15 protein-coding genes and 2 tRNA genes are annotated in these 17,643 nt (G+C 59.3%); 8 read left to right on the top strand and 9 right to left on the bottom strand.

From position 1 onward, the window contains the following. Nucleotides 1-55 precede the first annotated feature (55 nt). Together TBK1r_RS19180 and TBK1r_RS19175 are read left to right on the top strand one after the other, a co-directional pair. A complete protein-coding gene (locus TBK1r_RS19180; protein WP_145214139.1) occupies nt 56-1,990 on the top strand; it encodes a sulfatase-like hydrolase/transferase in 1,935 nt (644 codons plus the stop codon). A 493-nt stretch (nt 1,991-2,483) separates the two neighbouring features. Beyond that, nucleotides 2,484-5,003 carry a glycoside hydrolase family 3 protein gene (locus tag TBK1r_RS19175; RefSeq protein ID WP_145214136.1) on the top strand — a complete coding sequence of 840 codons (2,520 nt, stop codon included), beginning with the start codon at nt 2,484-2,486 and terminating at the stop codon, nt 5,001-5,003. On the opposite strand, the gene TBK1r_RS19170 is transcribed toward TBK1r_RS19175, so the two are convergent. Both TBK1r_RS19170 and TBK1r_RS19165 read right to left on the bottom strand, forming a co-directional pair. Continuing rightward, on the bottom strand, nt 4,963-5,355 hold the full coding sequence (locus tag TBK1r_RS19170; RefSeq protein ID WP_145214133.1) for a hypothetical protein: 393 nt from the start codon (nt 5,353-5,355) through the stop codon (nt 4,963-4,965). The two genes, TBK1r_RS19175 and TBK1r_RS19170, sit on opposite strands and share 41 nt — an antisense overlap. Next, on the bottom strand, nt 5,355-6,311 hold the full coding sequence (locus tag TBK1r_RS19165) for an acetyltransferase (protein WP_145214130.1): 957 nt from the start codon (nt 6,309-6,311) through the stop codon (nt 5,355-5,357). The genes TBK1r_RS19170 and TBK1r_RS19165 overlap by 1 nt, the downstream gene beginning before the upstream one ends. Before the next feature lie 122 nt (nt 6,312-6,433). On the opposite strand from TBK1r_RS19165, the gene TBK1r_RS19160 reads away from it, so the two are divergent. After that, nucleotides 6,434-7,666 (top strand): hypothetical protein, encoded by a 1,233-nt coding sequence (locus tag TBK1r_RS19160; protein ID WP_145214127.1) that lies wholly within the window; start codon nt 6,434-6,436, stop codon nt 7,664-7,666. Between the two features lie 46 nt (nt 7,667-7,712). Here TBK1r_RS19160 and TBK1r_RS19155 read toward each other — a convergent pair whose 3' ends face one another. The 3 genes from TBK1r_RS19155 to rho all read right to left on the bottom strand — a co-directional run bounded on the left by TBK1r_RS19155 (nt 7,713) and on the right by rho (nt 10,080). Next, on the bottom strand, nt 7,713-7,994 hold the full coding sequence (locus TBK1r_RS19155) for a hypothetical protein (protein WP_145214124.1): 282 nt from the start codon (nt 7,992-7,994) through the stop codon (nt 7,713-7,715). Between the two features lie 590 nt (nt 7,995-8,584). Then, nucleotides 8,585-8,667, bottom strand: a tRNA-Ser gene (locus TBK1r_RS19150). A gap of 93 nt (nt 8,668-8,760) precedes the next feature. After that, on the bottom strand, nt 8,761-10,080 hold the full coding sequence (rho, locus tag TBK1r_RS19145; protein ID WP_145214121.1) for a transcription termination factor Rho: 1,320 nt from the start codon (nt 10,078-10,080) through the stop codon (nt 8,761-8,763). 171 nt (nt 10,081-10,251) lie between these two features. Between rho and TBK1r_RS38680 the strand changes: the two genes are divergently transcribed. Both TBK1r_RS38680 and TBK1r_RS19140 read left to right on the top strand, forming a co-directional pair. Continuing rightward, the gene (locus tag TBK1r_RS38680) at nt 10,252-10,374 is read left to right on the top strand and encodes a hypothetical protein (protein WP_419580144.1); all 123 of its coding nucleotides are present in this window, start codon (nt 10,252-10,254) and stop codon (nt 10,372-10,374) included. Between the two features lie 1,013 nt (nt 10,375-11,387). Then, entirely contained in the window at nt 11,388-12,611 is a 1,224-nt protein-coding gene (locus TBK1r_RS19140; RefSeq protein ID WP_145214118.1) for a thioredoxin family protein, read from the top strand. A gap of 85 nt (nt 12,612-12,696) precedes the next feature. Here TBK1r_RS19140 and TBK1r_RS19135 read toward each other — a convergent pair whose 3' ends face one another. Both TBK1r_RS19135 and TBK1r_RS19130 read right to left on the bottom strand, forming a co-directional pair. After that, nucleotides 12,697-12,960 (bottom strand): hypothetical protein, encoded by a 264-nt coding sequence (locus TBK1r_RS19135; RefSeq protein WP_372896607.1) that lies wholly within the window; start codon nt 12,958-12,960, stop codon nt 12,697-12,699. 61 nt (nt 12,961-13,021) lie between these two features. Then, nucleotides 13,022-13,690, bottom strand: a complete 669-nt coding sequence (locus tag TBK1r_RS19130) for a HEAT repeat domain-containing protein (protein ID WP_419580143.1) — start codon at nt 13,688-13,690, stop codon at nt 13,022-13,024. 257 nt (nt 13,691-13,947) lie between these two features. Between TBK1r_RS19130 and TBK1r_RS19125 the strand changes: the two genes are divergently transcribed. Both TBK1r_RS19125 and TBK1r_RS19120 read left to right on the top strand, forming a co-directional pair. Next, a complete protein-coding gene (locus tag TBK1r_RS19125; RefSeq protein WP_145214115.1) occupies nt 13,948-15,108 on the top strand; it encodes a hypothetical protein in 1,161 nt (386 codons plus the stop codon). 73 nt (nt 15,109-15,181) lie between these two features. Then, entirely contained in the window at nt 15,182-16,021 is an 840-nt protein-coding gene (locus TBK1r_RS19120; protein WP_145214113.1) for an MBL fold metallo-hydrolase, read from the top strand. A 91-nt stretch (nt 16,022-16,112) separates the two neighbouring features. Here TBK1r_RS19120 and TBK1r_RS19115 read toward each other — a convergent pair whose 3' ends face one another. Further along, complete coding sequence (locus tag TBK1r_RS19115; protein WP_145214109.1) at nt 16,113-16,607, bottom strand: magnetosome magnetite crystal formation protein family; 495 nt, start codon at nt 16,605-16,607, stop codon at nt 16,113-16,115. 94 nt (nt 16,608-16,701) lie between these two features. Beyond that, nucleotides 16,702-17,322, bottom strand: a complete 621-nt coding sequence (locus TBK1r_RS19110; protein ID WP_145214106.1) for a Uma2 family endonuclease — start codon at nt 17,320-17,322, stop codon at nt 16,702-16,704. A gap of 193 nt (nt 17,323-17,515) precedes the next feature. Between TBK1r_RS19110 and TBK1r_RS19105 the strand changes: the two genes are divergently transcribed. Further along, nucleotides 17,516-17,599 (top strand) — tRNA-Leu (locus tag TBK1r_RS19105). The last annotated feature ends 44 nt before the right edge of the window (nt 17,600-17,643 follow it).

Raw genomic sequence — 17,643 nt, 5'->3', positions numbered from 1 at the left:
CCACTCTGTTCGTTGTCATCACCTCGCATATCCGTCCCCCTGCACGAGTCCTGCCATGTCGTCACGTTGTTGCCTCCCGCTCGTCTGTCTCTTGATCGGCCTGGCCGCCAGTGTCCGCGCGGCCGAACGACCGCCGAACATTGTCTACATCATGTCTGACGAGCTGGCGTACTACGAACTCTCGCACATGGGAAATGGTCGTTTGCGGACGCCGAACATCGACCAGATGGCGCGTGAAGGGATTCGGTTCACCCAGGCCCTGGCGGCGGCACCGGTTTGTGGTCCGCTGCGCGCTTGCATGATGACCGGGAAGCACATGGGGCATTGTTCGGTTCGCGACAACCCCGGCGGCACGCCGCTGCGCGCCGGCGAGCCGACGATCGCCAGCATGCTGAAGCAACGTGGATATGCGACCGGCGGATTTGGCAAATGGGGCGCCGGCGGACGCGGATCAACCGGCGTGCCGGAACAGCATGGCTTCGACGACTTCTTCGGATACTACGACCAAGTTCATGCGCACTCGTTCTATCCGCCCTATCTGGTGCGAAACAGCCAGGAGGTACCGCTGCCGGGCAACGATGGGGGGCGCGAAGGAGAAACGTACTCGCACTACGAGATCATGAAGCGGGGCAAAGCGTTCATCCGCGAGAACAAGGATCGACCGTTCTTTTGTTATTTCCCAGTCACTCCGCCGCACGGAATGTACGACATCCCGGCCGATGATCCCGCAGTGGCCGCTTACAAGGACGATGCGTGGTTCAACGATCCGAACGTTTCACAAGAGGCCAAGAACTATGCGGCAATGGTCACGATGATCGACAACGACCTGCGATCGGTGCTGGACCTGCTGCGCGAATTGAATCTCGAAGACAACACGATCGTTTTCTTCACCGGTGACAACGGCGGCCAGGATCGGTTTCGCGACAACGAACATCCGCGCGGTTACTTCGGCCCGAACAAGAATCCCGTGACCGGAGTCGAATTCCGCGGCGGCAAGGGGAATCTTTACGAGGGAGGGCTGAGGATTCCGTATCTGGTGCGCTGGCCGGGCAAGATCAAGGCCGGTCAAGTCAGCGATTTGGTTTTCAGCCAAGTCGACGTGTTCCCGACGCTCGCTGAACTGACCGGCGCCGAAGCCCCCGGGGATCTGGATGGCATGTCGATTCTGACCGAATTAATCGGCGCCGAAGCGACCGGACACGAGCAACCGCAACACGAGTTTTTGTATTGGGAGTACGGTCCACAGACGGCGGTCCGCATGGGGCAGTGGAAAGCGATCCAGCCCAAACGCGACGGTCCATGGGCCTTGTATGATCTGGACCGCGATGTCAGCGAAACGACAGACCTCGCCAAACAGCAGCCTGACGTGTTGGCCAAAATGATCGCCCACGCCGAAGCCTCTCACCAACCGGTTCAACCCGGAACGTTTGAGTCCAAAGAGTTGCACGAGCGTGATCGGCAAGCGAAATGGGGATCGAAAGGAAACCCCGTTAAGAAGAGCAGCAGCAATCGCGGCCTGAAGATCAACCGATTGGCCGTTAAGAATCTGGTGCCGGCCGACGAAATGAAACTCGTGCGATACAGCAGCGAGAACACCGGTAACGAAAAGCATGCGGCCAACGCGATCGATGGGAATCCCGAAACGATCTGGCACTCCCGTTTCGATCAAGGGGTCGCCCAACCGCCCCATGAACTAGTGATCGATTTGGGCGCGACGTACCAGATCGACGGCTTTCGCTATTTGGCCCGGCAAGACGGCGGCTGGAACGGAGCCTTTGCCAAAACCGATTTCACCATCAGTGGTGTGGCAGACTCCTTCGGAGAACCCTCCGCCGCGGCGGCGTTCGGCAAGGTAAGGACGGCTCAGAAAGCGGACTGCGAAACTCCAGTGCGTGGCCGCTATGTCCGCGTACGTGTGTTTTCCGAGGTCAACGGAAAACCCTGGGCATCCGCCGCGGAGATCGGGGTGGTCGGTCAGAAAATGCCCTAGCGCTTTGCGTCACCTTGCATTTCGGGTAGGCGGTAGTGGACGAGGCGACGAGTCCTTGCCAATCTGCCGACCGCAGAGGACTCGTCGCCTCGTCCGCTACCCGGAAATTGAGCGGAGGACTCGTCGCCTCGTCCGCTACCCGGAAATTGAGCGGAGGACTCGTCGCCTCGTCCGCTATCCGGAAATTGAGCGGAGGACTCGTCGCCTCGTCCGCTACCCGGAAATTGAGCGGAGGACTCGTCGCCTCGTCCACTACTCGGAGATTTAGCTGAAACGGAATACGAGTGCTTCAACACACCGATGACAGGGTGTCAAAAATCCGTGGGTGCGCGCTGCCATCCGTGGGCTCATCGAACGATCGATCCATTGGCGGGTTTCGCTTCCCCCACGTCAAAAATTGGCGGAGCACGAGGGGCGGGGCGCGCACTGAAGCAGAATTTCAATCAAGCTAGGTGAACCAACCGGCTTATTCCTCTTCAAACGGTCGATCACCATGCGCCATTCTTCTCTTTTCTTGGCATGCTTTCTGGTTGCGGCGCCGCTGGGCGTTGGCCACAGCCAGGACTCCACGGGTCTCGCCCAGGATTCTGTGGTGCACCCCGAGCGATGGCCCACCGCACGCAGCCCGATCGGTTTGGATGATGCGATGGAAACGCGGATCGGCCAGTTGATCCAGAAGATGACGTTGCGGCAGAAAGTGGGCCAAGTGATTCAGGCCGACATCGGATCGATCCAACCCGACGATTTGAAGACCTATCCATTGGGATCGATCCTCAACGGAGGCAATTCCGCGCCTGGGGGAAACAATCGGGCGGCTGCAAAAGATTGGCTGTCGCTTGCCGATGCGTTTTACAACGCCAGCCGCGAATGTGATTTACAGGGCGGCCCCTTCATTCCGTTGCTGTGGGGGACCGATGCGGTCCATGGGCACAACAATATCGTCGGCGCCACGTACTTTCCGCACAACATCGGCTTGGGGGCGACGCGAAACCCGGCATTGCTTCGCAAGATCGGCGAGATCACTGCCAGGGAAATTCGTGTGACGGGCCAGGAATGGACCTTCGCCCCAACGATTGCCGTGGTTCGAGACGACCGTTGGGGAAGAACGTACGAAGGTTATGCCGAGCATCCGGAAGTGACGGCAAGTTATACGGGAGAGTTGATCGAGGGGATCCAAGGCGTCGCGGGTGATCCTTCCTTTCTGCAGGGTGAGCACGTCATCGCCACCGCAAAGCACTTCGTCGGGGATGGCGGAACGACCGGCGGCAAGGACCAGGGCAACAACCAAATGTCGGAGGAAGACCTTCGCGATCTGCAAGCAGCCGGCTATCCGGTTGCGATCAATCACGGCGTTCAATGTGTGATGGCATCGTTCTCCGAGTGGCAGGGAAAACGGTTGCACGGTCACAAGGGATTGCTCACCGATGTGCTGAAAGAGCGGATGGGCTTTGACGGATTTATCGTCGGTGATTGGAACGCACACGCCCAAGTTCCCGGTTGCACCGCCACCGACGCATTGCCCGTTCTTGATGCCGGGCTGGACATGTACATGGCCGCCGACAGTTGGCGGGGGCTGTTTGAAACGATGCTTCGTCAGGCGGAGTCCGGTGACGTGGACATGGCCCGATTGGACGATGCGGTACGGAGGATTCTGCGGGTCAAATTCCGCGCCGGCTTGTTCGACGCGGGCTCCCCGTCCTCTCGACCGCTGGCCGGAAAGTTCGACGAACTCGGCAAACCCGAGCACCGAGCCGTCGCCCGACAAGCGGTACGCGAGTCGCTGGTGTTGCTCAAGAACAACGGCGGCGTGTTGCCACTGCGGTCCGATTCAACGATCGTCGTCGCCGGCGACGGTGCCGACAACATCGGCAAACAGAGCGGGGGCTGGACACTTTCATGGCAAGGCACGGGCAACTCGAACGACGATTTCCCCGGCGGCACGTCGATCTATGAAGGGATTCGTCGCCAGGTCGAGGCGGCCGGAGGTCGGACGATGCTGGTCGCCGACGACAAGTCCGTCACGGACTCCATCGCCATCAAGCCGGACGCGGCGATCGTCGTGTTTGGCGAAGACCCGTATGCGGAATTTCAAGGGGATGTTGAAACGCTTGCCTACAAGCCGGGCGATGACAAGGACTATCGACTGTTGAAATCGTATTCCGATCGAGGCGTTCCGACCGTCGCGGTGTTTCTGACCGGTCGTCCGCTGTGGGTCAATCGTGAAATCAACGCGTCGGATGCCTTTGTCGCCGCGTGGTTGCCCGGTTCCGAGGGGATCGGTGTCGCCGACGTCTTGTTGACCGATCGGCAAGGGCAGGTACAGCACGACTTCAAAGGTAAGCTTTCCTACTCTTGGCCACGCACTCCGATGCAAACGCCCCTGAATGTTGGCCAAGCCGAATATGATCCGCTGTTCCCGTATGGCTACGGTCTGACGTATTCGGACTCGACCACGCTGCCCCGACTTTCTGAACAAGCCAGCGGCGGCGAGACGGGCCTGAATCTGACCGAATACTTTGATCGGGGCCGCGCGATTCCACCGTGGCGAATCGTGTTGACCAGCGAAGCAGAGCGGATAGTCTTGACCGAGACGCGTGGCGGAACCGCAAACGATGCGATTCGCGTTGTCTCGGCCGACGAGTCCGCGCAGGAGGACATTCGCACGATCACTTGGACGGGGAAAGGGCAAGCCTCTTTTGCGTTGGCGGCGGAAAACCCCGTCGATCTCTCGGCACCCGAGTTTGCGTCGGCTTCGATCAAGATTCGGCTTCGCGTCGACACACCGCCGTCATCCGACGTGACCTTCGCTCTGGCGACGAGCGGCGGTTCCAAGTCGATCTCGCTGGGTGAACGAATCTCCGGTCAGCAGCCCGGCGTCTGGCATGAGCTTTCGATTCCCGTCGCGAACCTTGCGACCGGAGACGCGCTGAAATCCGTGACCGCTGCGATGGTGATTCAAACTTCGGGCACGTTCAAGATGAGCCTGGCGAAGGTCCAACTGGATCTTTTGTGACCAAGTAACTGCGAGTCCCTCGTGTGACGTAGATCGCTTCTTCGCTCAACCGCCGACACAGCTCGACCAGAAATTCAATCAGCCGGTCGAACTCGCTTTCTTTGTTGAACGACACTTCGAATCGTTCCAGCACGTCATGCGAGAGCTGGGCGGTTGGGTCGATCCAATATCCTTTCACCGGAGTCGGGGATTGGGTGTAGGCTCGATAGCGATGCATCAGAAACTCATGGATCGCCGAACGCGCGGTTTGAGTCCCGTGATAGAAGCGGGGATCATCCAGCTTGTGCGACGGAATGTAAAACTCCGTCATCGTTCCCAGTGCCAAGATGTGTGGCGAGTTCTTTGTGCCCATCAGCTAAATTGCTTTTGCATGGCGTCGAGGAAGGCTTGCAGTTGATCACCGGGTAATTCGTTGATGCCCGCGGCAGCTTTGCGACCACCGCCGGTCGGGAATCGGCGACACAGTTCGTCGGCACCGGTTTTGGTTGCCAGTGGGGCGCGGACGCTGACCAAATAGTCGCCCGAGGGCAAGAGGCTGGCTAATGCATGGGCGCGGTCCGGGTTCTCGCGCGCCAGTTGGTTGCTGTACACGCCGCTGACGCGCCGCGAAAACGATTCGTTCGGAAACGTGAACGCCGCGCAGCGTTTGGTTTCCAACACCGGGTCGATCGACTTGGCCCGATTCATGTCACTTTCGAAACCGTCGCTGAGAGTTTGAAAGGTGGTGTCGGACGCGATGAACTCGAACGGATCCGCATACGGCTGGATCTTGCGGTACAGCTGGTCCGGCGGGAAATACAAATCGTCCAGCGTGCTGCCGTAGCCGTTGTAGTTCAGCAGGGTGCCGAGCGTTTCGAGTTGGTCGAGTTGCGATTCGGTCAGGTTCAGCGGCTGTGCGGCACTGCGGGCGGCGTCATGCAAGTTGTCGCCGAACAATGCGGTCACCGCCCAAGGCAGAAACGCACCGTCGAGGTGACGATTGACAAGCAGGCCGGTGCAGACGTCTCCGGCGGTGTCGATTTGCACCGACAAGTTATTGGATTCGGGAATCTCGCCGGCAAAATGGTGGTCGAAATAGGCGACCGCGACGTCTTGCTCAAGCAGCTGCACCAGTTCCTCACGATTCTTGTCGAGTGAAATGTCGAGCACCGTGACGCTGTCGCCGGATCGAGCCTGGACGCGTTCGAGCAGATTGATGTCGCGTTTGACACCCGTCACCAGCGTGCTCTCTCGCGGCCGGGCCAAGCGAAGTTGGTGCAACGCACAAATGCCGTCTGCATCACCGTTAAACACGTCAAAGTGGGCCACGTCAAACTCCTGAATCGAAAGGGAAACGTGGAATGTAGCGTGACGGTGATGATCCGAAAACCGAGGTCGGGTTTTCTGATATCCTTCCGGAATAGGACATCAACAAACCGTTGGAAGCAAAGATGGGAATCACGATCCAGTACCGCGGCACGCTCGACCGCCTGGAAGACGTCGAGGAATTAGAGGACCGTGTGACTGACATTGCGTTTTCGCTCGGCGGACATGCCACCATTTGGCGTTCGTTTTCCGAGCACGATCGCTCACGTCTGGTGCGGGGATTGATCGTTGAGATGGCACCAGGGCAGGATACCCTGAGCTTGCTGATTTCCCCCGAAGGACATTTCATCCCGTTGCACCAGATCAGCGCCGCCGAAAAAGGACCCTTGCCCGAACCACCCGATTGTTTTGTCAAAACCCAGTTCGGCGGAGTCGAGGGGCACGTTGCCGTTGCTCATTTATTGGGCGCGATCAAGGCACGCTACTGCAGTCGGCTGAACATCGAGGACGAAAGTGGGTTTTACGACCATCGAAATGCGGACGAGCTGGCCGGCAAGATGCGGTCCTCGGGCCAGGCGATCGGCATGCTCGCTGACCAACTGCGTCCCTCGGGGCTCAGCAAAGAGGCGGCAGAAGACCCGAACATAGTCGCGTCACGCGTGCAGCGGATCGCAACCCTGGTTCATCAGAAAATGGTCGGCGGGCTGAAACCGGATCCTCCAACGGAGGTCCCCGAATGGATGGAGCAGAGTCTGGAAGACGAAGTCGACGAAATGGATCGGCTGAGGAGGAAGAACGACCTGCGCAGCGAGCGGATGGCCCGTTGGATCGAGGAAGCGATGGCTTCGGGGATGTCCGACGCCGATGCGTTCGATCTGGCGATGCAGAAAGAAGGGCTGGCAGCCCGTTGCGAGGGCGATCCGATTGTCGATCCAATTGATGATCTCTTTGATGCAATCGAACCAGATAACGACGAAGTCGCTGCTGGTGACCAGAAGCACCCAGCGGTGATCAAGGCGGAAACGCTGCTGATGCAGTTCATGGATTTGCCGGCGGACAATGCTTCGCCCGGCTCATTCCCCTCGATCGCCTGTCGCGGCGCAATGGATTTGCTCGGCGGTCTGGCGCAAGCGACTCATGGAAGATTGGAGGGTCGAATCGATCGAGCGCTCGCGATCAGCCAACTCAAACGCGCGCTCTCCGGACACGCCTTCGCCCAAGGCGCCGTGCTTGGCCTTCGCAACGAAGGAAAAATCTCGGACGATCAGTCGGCGGGTCTGCACGAACTGCTGCGATCGATCCTCAAGTCAATCCATGTGCTGTTGCACGATGCATGGGACGAGCCAGATTTTGAGTAGAGCAACCGCAACCGTTCATTCAAATCTGGGCGGCGCACGGACGACGTCAAGACAGGGCCTGCATCAGACTGAACAGCGGCAGCCCGAAACCGATCACCAGCAGGGCGAACACGACCAGCGCCAGGGCGATCGCGTACCAGCCGATCCGGCGACGCGTCTCACTCGCTCCCAAGAACAGCGGAACGCTGACGAGCCCGATGGCGATCAACAGGAGCAGTGCGCTGAAGCCTGGATGCAGCAGCCAACGGGTCAGTACCGGCAATTGAACTTCAAAGTCCTCGAAGATCGAACGCATGGCCGGACGCAGAACCATGATCTTGATCGCCAAGCCGCACCACAGCAAACACGCGAACAGGTACACCATCGATCGTCGCTGCGGGCGCGCTTCCGTCGCAGTCGGCGGATGAAAGGGGTTCCGTGTTGGGATCCCGTCTTCAGATGGACTCTCGGTCATGTCGCGTCAGGGGCAAGTGTTGACTCGGCGATCGGCAGGACGTCTTGTGACCGCCCTGAATTCAGCAGCGACTGGCGCATTGCATCCACAGTGGCGCATCAATGGTTCCCACCTCAGCGTCAGTGGAACATTCTACAACCTGAGCACGATTGCATCTTCGCTTTATCGGCGCTCCCAAAAGGAATGCCCTGCGCCCAGAATCGAGCGTGAAAAGCGTCCGCCGATCATCATCGATCAGACGGGGGAAGAAAGGGCGGCAATCTGAGACCGCCTTGCAATGCGTCACGGCGCACGGCATTACGGCGCTCGGCATTCACAAGGCCTGCGACGGTCTTAATGCTGACCGCACTGGCGACACATCGTGGCGAATCCAGGGTGCCACTTGGGGTGACAGGCTGGATTCGTTTGTCTCGACACGAACGGTCGATGATTCAGAAAGCCCGTCCATGACGGGCCCAAACGAGCGGAGGACACGGGACTCGAACCCGCAGCCCCTTACGGGGTACCTCAGTTCCAGTGAGGCCGCTCACCAATTCGCTTATCCTCCGGCACAGATCCAGTCTAGCGTTTCAAGTTCCCTGTTCCAAGTTGGGGTAGTCCGAACTTGAAACCTGAAACCTGAAACCTGAATCCAATCACTCTACAGCGACGTCTTGGCGCCGCTGATCAGCTTGATGAACTCGTCGTTGCTTTCGAATCGACCGAGTTGTTTGGTCAGTTGTTCCATTGCGTCACAGGGATGCATGCTGGAAAGCGTTCGGCGCAACATCGTCACGGCTTCGTACGTTTCTTCGTCGTGCAGCAATTCTTCGCGGCGTGTTCCCGACTGGCTGATGTCGATCGATGGCCAGACGCGGCGGTCTGCCAAGCGGCGATCGAGCACCAATTCCATGTTTCCGGTTCCCTTGAACTCTTGGAAAATCGCCTCGTCCATCCGACTGTTGGTGTCCACCAGGCAGGTGCCGACGATCGTCAACGAGCCGCCTTCTTGGAAGGCCCGGGCGGTGGCGAACAGTTTCTTCGGGATGTCCATCGCCTTGATGTCCAAGCCGCCGCTCATCGTCGCCCCGCCTCGGCCGCTGCGTCCGACCCATTTGTTGAACGCACGGGCGAGTCGCGTGATCGAATCGAGCATCAGGAAGACGTCTTGGCCCATTTCGGCCAGTCGCCGCGCGCGATCGATCACCAATTGGCTCAGTCGGACATGGCTTTCGACGTCCATGTCCAGGCTGCTCGCGACGACTTCGCCACCGACGACGTTGCGACGCATGTCGGTCACTTCTTCGGGCCGCTCGTCGATCAGCAACACGATCAATTTCAAATCGGGGTGATTGGCCGCAATCCCGCTGGCGATGTCCTGCAGCATGACCGTTTTCCCGCTTCGAGGCGGTGCAACGATCAATGCCCGCTGTCCCTTGCCGAGCGGTGCAAGCAAATCGATCACACGGTTGGTGATCGGCCGCTGCCCGCGCTCCAGAACCAGCCACTCTTCGGGGTTGATCGGGGTCAGGGTTTCAAAACTCTTGACGTCCGGATAGGACTCCGGCGGCATCCCGTCGACGTCCAGGATCTCGCGGATCCGGGGGCCCTGCTGGCGTTTGGCTTGCTGCATCATCGCCTTGATGAAGACACCTTGTCGCAAGCCGAATCGCTCGATCATCGTTCCGGGGACAAACGGATCGCTGCGTTCGCGGGAATAGTTATTGTCACGGCTACGGAGAAACCCGTAACCGTTGGGGTGCAATTCCAGGATCCCCTCGCACTCTTCCAGCGGCGCGTCACTGGGGATGTCCGCGGGCTCGCGATCCATGTTCTGATCTCTCGCGCCGGCACCGTTGTTACCACTGCCACCGCCACCGCCACGTCGCCGTCTTCGCGAACGCGGTTTGTTACCACCCCCGCCTCCGGCTTGTCCATTGGAGCTTGGGCCGCGACGAGGAGACCGTTTCTTTTTCGCCATGTGTAATCCAGAGAGCGCCGACGCGCCATCGAGCGTCTTCCGCCGGGAAGCGGAAGTCGGCCGGCAATCATGTAAAGAATCCGCAGGATGGAACGATAAAGGACCCAAGCGCGAAGCTGCGGAAACCGTCCCGCGCAGGGTCAAACCAAATAGTTTTCGTGAGCCAACGTCATGGCGTTGGCGAAACTGTTTTCACTGGCCAGCACGCGTTTCGCACTGACAATTCAACACGCGACCGATCACTCCAGGGCCTGTCCGGTGGACACGACGCTGCAACTGACCTTCCTCACTTGAACGAACACGACCGAATCGCTGCCCAACCGCGCCGATGGGGTTGCGACCAATCAGCATCCCGATTCACGGGCTGGACCGAACTGGCGGGGGAGCGGCGCCGGCCGCCAAGCAAAATGCCGTTTCCTCTGGCTTGTGTCGATCGTAGGGTTGTCCGGTGTCCCGGGACCAATCATCCCACGGACACTACCAATTCCTTTCCGTTTTCGTCGCCCGACACCTGGATACGTCGATGCTGGGAAATTCCCGTCTCAACTCCCACACTCGAACCGACCGGTGGCCAGTCATCGGGAAGAGAGGCAAATCAACCTTCCGGCCCTTCAAAAGCCGAATCGCAGAATCGTCGTGGAGCGACGCAATGAACTGTGGAGCGGTGAAGCGTAAATTCCAACAACACCGCCGACTAAAGCTATCGGAAATATAGCCGAGCAACAGCCTGTGTCAAGCGAAGCCTGTCCCTTGCCCCGCTTTCGAGGGGTGTGGCGGGCTTGGCAGACGGCGTGCGCGGAACGACGCTCAGCTAGTGCTCCTTGTCACCTTGCATTTCGGGTAGGCGGTAGTGGACGAGGCGACGAGTCCTCTGCAGTGGGCAAAAGTGCCCCTTGTCACCTTGCGTGTCGGGAAGGCGGTAGTGGACGAGGCGACGAGTCCTCTGCAGTGGGCAAATTGGCAGAGGACTCGTCGCCTCGTCCACTACCGGTTTCGCGGGACTCGTCGCCTCGTCCACTACCCGTGGGTATCGTTTTCGATCGTTAGCCCGGTGAAATGGCTGGAGCGCTTCGTCAGGATTGAATCTTAGAGTTAAAGCCGTAGCAGAAGCCGCCAAGCCGAGCCCGCCGTTTTTTTCATCGCACCCCGCCGGCTGAACTGGCGTTAAAGTCGACCTATTCTGTACTTTCCGCTTAAGCGACAGGTTCCCGCCTGCCGATCAACTCACCAGGCGCAATGTCCGGGTGCTTCGTTCGGACGCTTCACCCCCAACAGTTTTTCCTCCCGGATCGACACAGGAACGCAGGATGCGAAACGCCGCGATCTATCTCGTTGTCTTCACGCTCACCAGTCTCGGCGCGCAATCGTCTCAAGCCCAAATCGCTTGGGAGGGCAAGCTTCGCGATGCCCACTCCAAAGCCAAGCAGCAGGGCAAGCTGATGCTGTTGCACTTCTACACCGACAATTGCATTTATTGTGATCGCTTGGAAGCAGGCGCGTTTCGCAGTGCATCGGTGTCGCAATCGATCAACCAAAACTTCGTACCGGTCAAAGTCCACGGGACCAAGAACCCCAAGTTGGCTGAAATGTTCAAGGTCACGAAGTATCCCACCGACGTGATCGTGACCACCGACGGCAAGGCACTCTCGCACTCGGTCAGCCCCCAGCAGCCCGATCGTTACATCGCAATGCTGGCCGAAGCTCAAGTCAGCTACGCCAAGGCGCGTTCGACACTGGCCAGCGCCGAACAAACCGCACCGGCAACGCACAATACATCGGCAACGCACACTGCGACGGCTCCGGCTGCCAACGTGGCGATGACCTCGACGCCGCCCGCCGCAACACCGCCGACCACCATGGCGCCCGATTCGCTGCCGGTCCAAATCCCGGCCCCCGGCGCGGTTGCCCCCGCAACGGCCCCGACCGCAGTGACCCCGTCCGCAGTGACCGGCACGTCGCGGCAAAATCAATTCATGCTTCCCGGCGATTCAACCGGTCGCGTGCGTTCGGCCAGTGTGACCAAGTCCGGTTCGGTCCAGGCATCGCTGGCAAGTGCACGAACCAGTGGCATGACACTTCCCGGTGACGCGGCCGCGACCCAACCCACCGCCAACACGACCGCGTCCAAGACGACCGACTCGCCGAGCAAACCCGAACTCGCGATCCAAGGCTACTGTGCCGTTTCCGTTGTCAATCGTGGCGAATGGGTCGAAGGCAAACCGGAACTGGGCGTCATCCATCTCGGCAAACTGTACCTGTTCGCCGACAAGGACTCGATGGAATTGTTCCTGTCCGATCCGATTCCGTTCACTCCGATGTTGAACGAAATCGACGTCGTCCGGTTCTTTGAAGAAAAGAAGATCGTGCCCGGCAAACGTGAGTGGGGCGTGATCGATCCGATTCACAACCGGATGTTCTTCTTCGCCGACGAAGCCGCCATGTTGCACTTCGAGAAATCGTTCGACCGCTACCTCGATGCGGCCATCGAAGTCATGGATCAAGCGATCGAAGAATCCAACCCGGGTGTGTAACGGACTGTCGATCTAAGCCCGCACGCGTTAGCAAGGGGCCACGCGGCGTCTCACGCCGACGCGTCGCACGTTTACATGTCGCGGTTTACTTGGTGCTGCCGCTGAGCGTTCGATCTGGCGTGGCGTATCCCGGGCGAATGCCATTGGCGATGGCCATGCCGGCGATCAACGAAACGATCGCCACCAAGACCCAAACTGATCGCGCCGCAGACATGCCGTAACGATCCACGACGCGGGCGATCGATCGCAGGTGATACGGTTTCTGCCAAGGGCCGATCGCGACGGCTAGCGCTAACACGCCGCCGATGAACGCGACCATCGCCACGAAGAGGTCGTTGTAGCTGGTCATCCGGTCATCCCAATCACACCCGGCTTCATCCGTCGTCGCTGTCTCAGACGATGCTCTGTCATCAGACGTCGCTGCGACGCATCCGCCGCCGCAGCATCCGCAGCTGCACGCGGGCACTTTCTAAATCCGGCACGATATCGATACAACGTTCCAGCGACTTCGATGCGGCAAGGTATTCGCCACACATGATCTGACAGCGTGCCAGTCCCTGCCAGGCCGTATAGTGAAACCGGCAACGCCACAAGCAAGCGACGTACGCTTGTGATGCTTTGGGATAATCCTCCAGCCCATGCCAGCAACTGGCCAATTGGAAATGCGCCTCGGCATACATCGGCGCCTGTTCGACCAGGATCATCGCCGGTGCCAGCGCCGCGGCAAACTCGCCGCCGTCGGTCAAGTGCATGACCTTGAGCAGCTGCTGGTGATGGGTCGGTGCCGCATCACGCAACAACAGCCCGCGAAACGAATCATCGGCAACCAGACGAACACCGCGATCGACATCACTGAGCGCGCGGCCGAGCGGGTCGATCGATCGACTGTTGCCAAGCAGCCCCAAGGCCATCGCCGCGGCACGACGCAGTTCGACATCACCACGGCGGAGCAAGGTCGCCAAGGTCATCGGAGAGTAGTGCTCATCAACCTCGGCCGCATACCGCGGGGCGTCCGCACTGGAGAGAAGTCGGCGATAGGCTGTGGCCAGTCGGGTGGTCCGCACGAGAGGTGAAGTCACTTTGCCATCCGTCGAAGTTGGGAGAGTCGTGGTGCAAGTCGCGTGTATACTAGGCACGAAGGTGTCTCAGGCAACCGATCCATGCCAGATTTCCAGCCCCGGTGGTCCACGAGTCTAGTTGCCGATCAGGGCCTCCACAACTCGCCAACGCAACCGGCCAACGGGCAGATCAGCGGCGATCACTCGATCAAGCCCCTGTCTTGTCAAAAACACAAAAAAGTGCCGCGCGCTCCACGCCGACCACTCCCAGGAAAACGATGTACCATCCCCTCCGTTTTCAGCCGCTGGTTTGCACCGTCGTCGTGACGGCGATCTCCGTTCTGCATCTTGCCGGACTGTCTAAACCAATCGCGGCCGCAGATCCACTGAGCCAAACCGACGATTTCGCGCAGCGGCTCCGAGAACCGCACACCGGCTTCGTTGATGGACAGTCATTGCGCCTCGCCATCGCCATCGCTTCCCAGCAACAAACTCAGCCCAATCGCCACATCAACACCTGGCTCGACCGCAAGGTCAACCCAGATCGCCTAGTTTCTCCTGGAGGCCTCGGGCCGACGCGGTATGCATCGCTTTGCAAGGTTGCGTCATCGGCCGGTTGCGTTTGCTACCCCGTGGACAACTGCGTTCTGATCGGTCGCGCCTCCTGGGTCGCCGAGCTCTCGCACCGCCTTTATTCCGACGTCGATGATGACGCCCCGGGCCGTCGATCGCGTCGCGGTGGCGCCGAGTCCATGGACCTGCAATGGCCCGACCTGACGACTCCCGACGAAGCCTTGCAACTCGTTCGAGGACACTCTGCCGGAAGACAATCTGGCGACCACGCGCCGACCGCGCTTCCGCATGACCTGTGGCCGGAAACGACGCTGCGTGACATTTCACCGCAGCTGGCGTTGCACTTGATCGCCGGACAGTTTTTAGGAGAGCTTCCGGACGATCGAATCGATGTCCCCTTCGCGCGTGCCTATCAGTTCGCCAGAGCCTCCAGCGTCATCGAGGGGCTGCGAGAAATCGATCCGAATTTGCAAACCAAAGTCAGCGGCGGCCAGATTCGATTGCTCGCCATCCCGGCAGCTCACCAGGCGTTTTGCCGGCAAATGCTGTCAATTCCGGATCAAGAACAGGTTCCGGGCCCGGCGAACCCGGCGGCAGGAACCGCGTTGGATCGGTTGAAAGCGAACCAACGCACCTTTTCTCTGGAGGTTGTCGACAAACCGGCCGGGCCATTGATTCAAGCGTTGGTGGGACAGCTCGGCTTGCAGTGCCAATTGGATCCCGCGGCGAACCCTCAGCTCGAGAAACGGGTCTCGCTCTCGGTCGTCGACCAGACCCTTTGGCAGCTTGTACGGTTGATCACCGACCAAGCATCCTTGAAGATCGATGCAGCCGGCGACAAGCTTCGCATTTCGGCAAAGAACTAGACGCATCGCAGTTCGGCGGTTTGAGCCGGGCACTCGTTTGGAACCGACGAGCCACATTGGAAACACAGACGTTATGGTCGAAAACATTCCCCTGATCTCGCACCACCACGATGGTCTCACGATCGAGGGTTTTTCTCGCGCGGCCGTGCAGACGTGCTGGAGAATCAACGAGCTGAAACTGTTGTTCGATGTCGGCGCGCAACCCTGGGATTTCATGGGCACGCCCACGCTGTTCATCTCCCATGCCCACTTGGATCACATCGCATCGCTGCCTTCTTATGTGTCTCGTCGCCGGATGATGAAGATGGATCCGCCGGTGATTTACTTGCCCGATTCGGCGGTCGACGAAGCCTGGAACATGCTGCAAACCTTTCGCCGGCTGGACCGTGGCGCGATGCCTTGCGAATTGGTCGGGCTCAACGCCGGAGACGAAATCGAACACGGCCGCGAGTACTTGGTGACGGCGGTGCCGACGCGGCACACGATCACCTCGCTCGGCTTTGTGGTCTATCACCGGCGGCACAAATTGAAATCCGAATTCGCTGAACTGTCCGGACCTGAAATCCGCGACTTGAAACTCGCCGGCACCGAGATCACGACCGAACATCGGGTTCCCGTCTTCGCCTACACCGGTGACACCTCGCCGCCGGGATTGGACAACAATCCAGATTTCTACAAGGCAAAGGTCTTGGTCAGCGAACTGACGTTTGTCGCGCCCGAGCACCGCAAGGACAAAATCCACAAGCACGGTCACATGCACGTCGATGACTATCGCCAGCGCGCCGATCGGTTCGAAAATGAACTGGTGATCGCCGGGCACCTGAGCACGCGTTACCACGACAAGCAAGTCAAGACGATGGTCCGCCGCGCGCTGCCCGGCATGCTCAACGACCGCATGAAACTCTGGATCTAAACCGTGCGAGAGGCTTCCGGCCGTTTCCTCCAGCCTGTCCTTCCAGCACGCGGCGTCAGCCAGTGGCGCGTGTCGACCCCAGCCCCTTTATTCAGTCCTCTTCAAAGAACCGAATCGCTCCCGGGTAGGACCAGATCTCGCCGTTGTTCGCCTTGACCGCGGCCATGATCGGGAACACGAAATCCAGGATCAGAATCAAGATGAGTAAGGGAATTCCGATCAGCACCATGGACAACAGCCCGGAGACGAACGCGTAGATCAGGCTGCTGATCAGCCAGTTCATCATGCGGTTGCCGTGGCGGCGGGCCAGGTCGGATTCGTCTTTGCTGATCACCCACATCACGATCGGTGCGACGATGCCCAGCCCTGAAACAACGAGCAGCTGGGACAGGTGCATCAGCGTGCAATAGGTTTCTTCGTTGACGCCCATGATCTGGCCGGGTGCGGACGAGCCCCCGAAACCCGACATCGCCGGCTGCGGCTGTTCGTGCAGCACCTTTCGCTTGGCCTCTTCGAACTCAATTTCGGTCAGCGATCCGGCATCGCGCAGTGCCTGTAACCGAGCCAGCTCATCTGCAATCGTCATCAGGAGGCACTCCAAACAAGAACGAGGAAGGGGGGGGAAACGAATGAGTCTCCATTGAGGCCATGAATGGTAGCCGGTAGGGCGCCAAAACCAATCACGGTTCCGCCGAACGTGTTTCGGCACCGCCGCGGAGTTCTTCGGTTCCCGACAAGTCGACCTTCCGATAGAAGTCGCCGACCGCCAGTTCACAATTCAATGGCTTCAGCTCGACAGTGCCGTTGATTTCGTTGCATTCGCGAAGCAACCAGTTTCCGTCGTCTTGTAGTGAAAAGTGCTCCACGTGAATGCGATCCTGAGCGATCAGCAGGTAGTGGCGAAGCGATTTCAGGTGTCGATACTGCTCAAATTTTGCCCCTCGATCGTAGGACTCGGTCGATTTGGAGAGCACTTCAATCAGGACGACGGGACTAAGCAGCGTGTCATTCTGGTCGTCATCAAACACGGGGTTGCCGCAGGCCACCGAGACGTCAGGGTAAGTCACCAGGCCGGTGGCTGAAACCTTGACACGCATGTCCGACGGATAGACCTGGCAATCGGAATCGCGGAGGCCGAGATTGAACGCGGTGACGGCATTTCCGACGATCAAGTTATGTCGTCGGCTGGCACCGGCCATGGCAAACACTTCACCGCGATAAAACTCGCTCTTAAAGTCTGCCTGGCGTTCTTGAGCCAAGTAATCGGCTTCGGAAAGCACTGGTTTGGGAACGCCGGACATCGCAACACGTGGTGACGGGAACAAGTTGGGAGATTGAGATCCATTTTCCCGGCTTTCCCCCCCGCCGCAAGGGAAACGGCCAAAGGTCTCCAAAATTCCTCCAAACACCGCCGGTTGCACGAACCCGATTCGTGTTGAATAATCTCCCTAGTTGGCCGGGCAGCGTTTTCCCATCGCCCGGACGACCACCGAAGCCGAAGTGGCGGAATTGGCAGACGCGCTGGATTCAAAATCCAGTTCCCGCAAGGGAGTGAGGGTTCGAGTCCCTCCTTCGGTATACCGTAAATTACGCATCGAAAGCGAATTTGCTGCTTCATTTTT

The organism is Stieleria magnilauensis, from assembly GCA_007753675.1.
Taxonomy (GTDB): Bacteria; Planctomycetota; Planctomycetia; order Pirellulales; family Pirellulaceae; genus Stieleria; species Stieleria magnilauensis.
Note: the sequence above shows the minus strand (reverse complement) of the source record. Positions and strands in the feature narration are given on the sequence as shown.

Excerpts from the sequence above, each read along its gene's own strand:
- rho (WP_145214121.1), bottom strand. The coding sequence starts at position 10,080 with ATGGCGAAAAAGAAACGGTCTCCTCGTCGCGGCCCAAGCTCCAATGGA.
- TBK1r_RS19175 (WP_145214136.1), top strand. The coding sequence starts at position 2,484 with ATGCGCCATTCTTCTCTTTTCTTGGCATGCTTTCTGGTTGCGGCGCCG.
- TBK1r_RS19125 (WP_145214115.1), top strand. The coding sequence starts at position 13,948 with ATGTACCATCCCCTCCGTTTTCAGCCGCTGGTTTGCACCGTCGTCGTG.
- TBK1r_RS19120 (WP_145214113.1), top strand. The coding sequence starts at position 15,182 with ATGGTCGAAAACATTCCCCTGATCTCGCACCACCACGATGGTCTCACG.
- TBK1r_RS19170 (WP_145214133.1), bottom strand. The coding sequence starts at position 5,355 with ATGGGCACAAAGAACTCGCCACACATCTTGGCACTGGGAACGATGACG.
- TBK1r_RS19180 (WP_145214139.1), top strand. The coding sequence starts at position 56 with ATGTCGTCACGTTGTTGCCTCCCGCTCGTCTGTCTCTTGATCGGCCTG.
- TBK1r_RS19135 (WP_372896607.1), bottom strand. The coding sequence starts at position 12,960 with ATGACCAGCTACAACGACCTCTTCGTGGCGATGGTCGCGTTCATCGGC.
- TBK1r_RS19140 (WP_145214118.1), top strand. The coding sequence starts at position 11,388 with ATGCGAAACGCCGCGATCTATCTCGTTGTCTTCACGCTCACCAGTCTC.
- TBK1r_RS19160 (WP_145214127.1), top strand. The coding sequence starts at position 6,434 with ATGGGAATCACGATCCAGTACCGCGGCACGCTCGACCGCCTGGAAGAC.
- TBK1r_RS38680 (WP_419580144.1), top strand. The coding sequence starts at position 10,252 with ATGGCGTTGGCGAAACTGTTTTCACTGGCCAGCACGCGTTTCGCACTG.
- TBK1r_RS19110 (WP_145214106.1), bottom strand. The coding sequence starts at position 17,322 with ATGTCCGGCGTTCCCAAACCAGTGCTTTCCGAAGCCGATTACTTGGCT.
- TBK1r_RS19115 (WP_145214109.1), bottom strand. The coding sequence starts at position 16,607 with ATGACGATTGCAGATGAGCTGGCTCGGTTACAGGCACTGCGCGATGCC.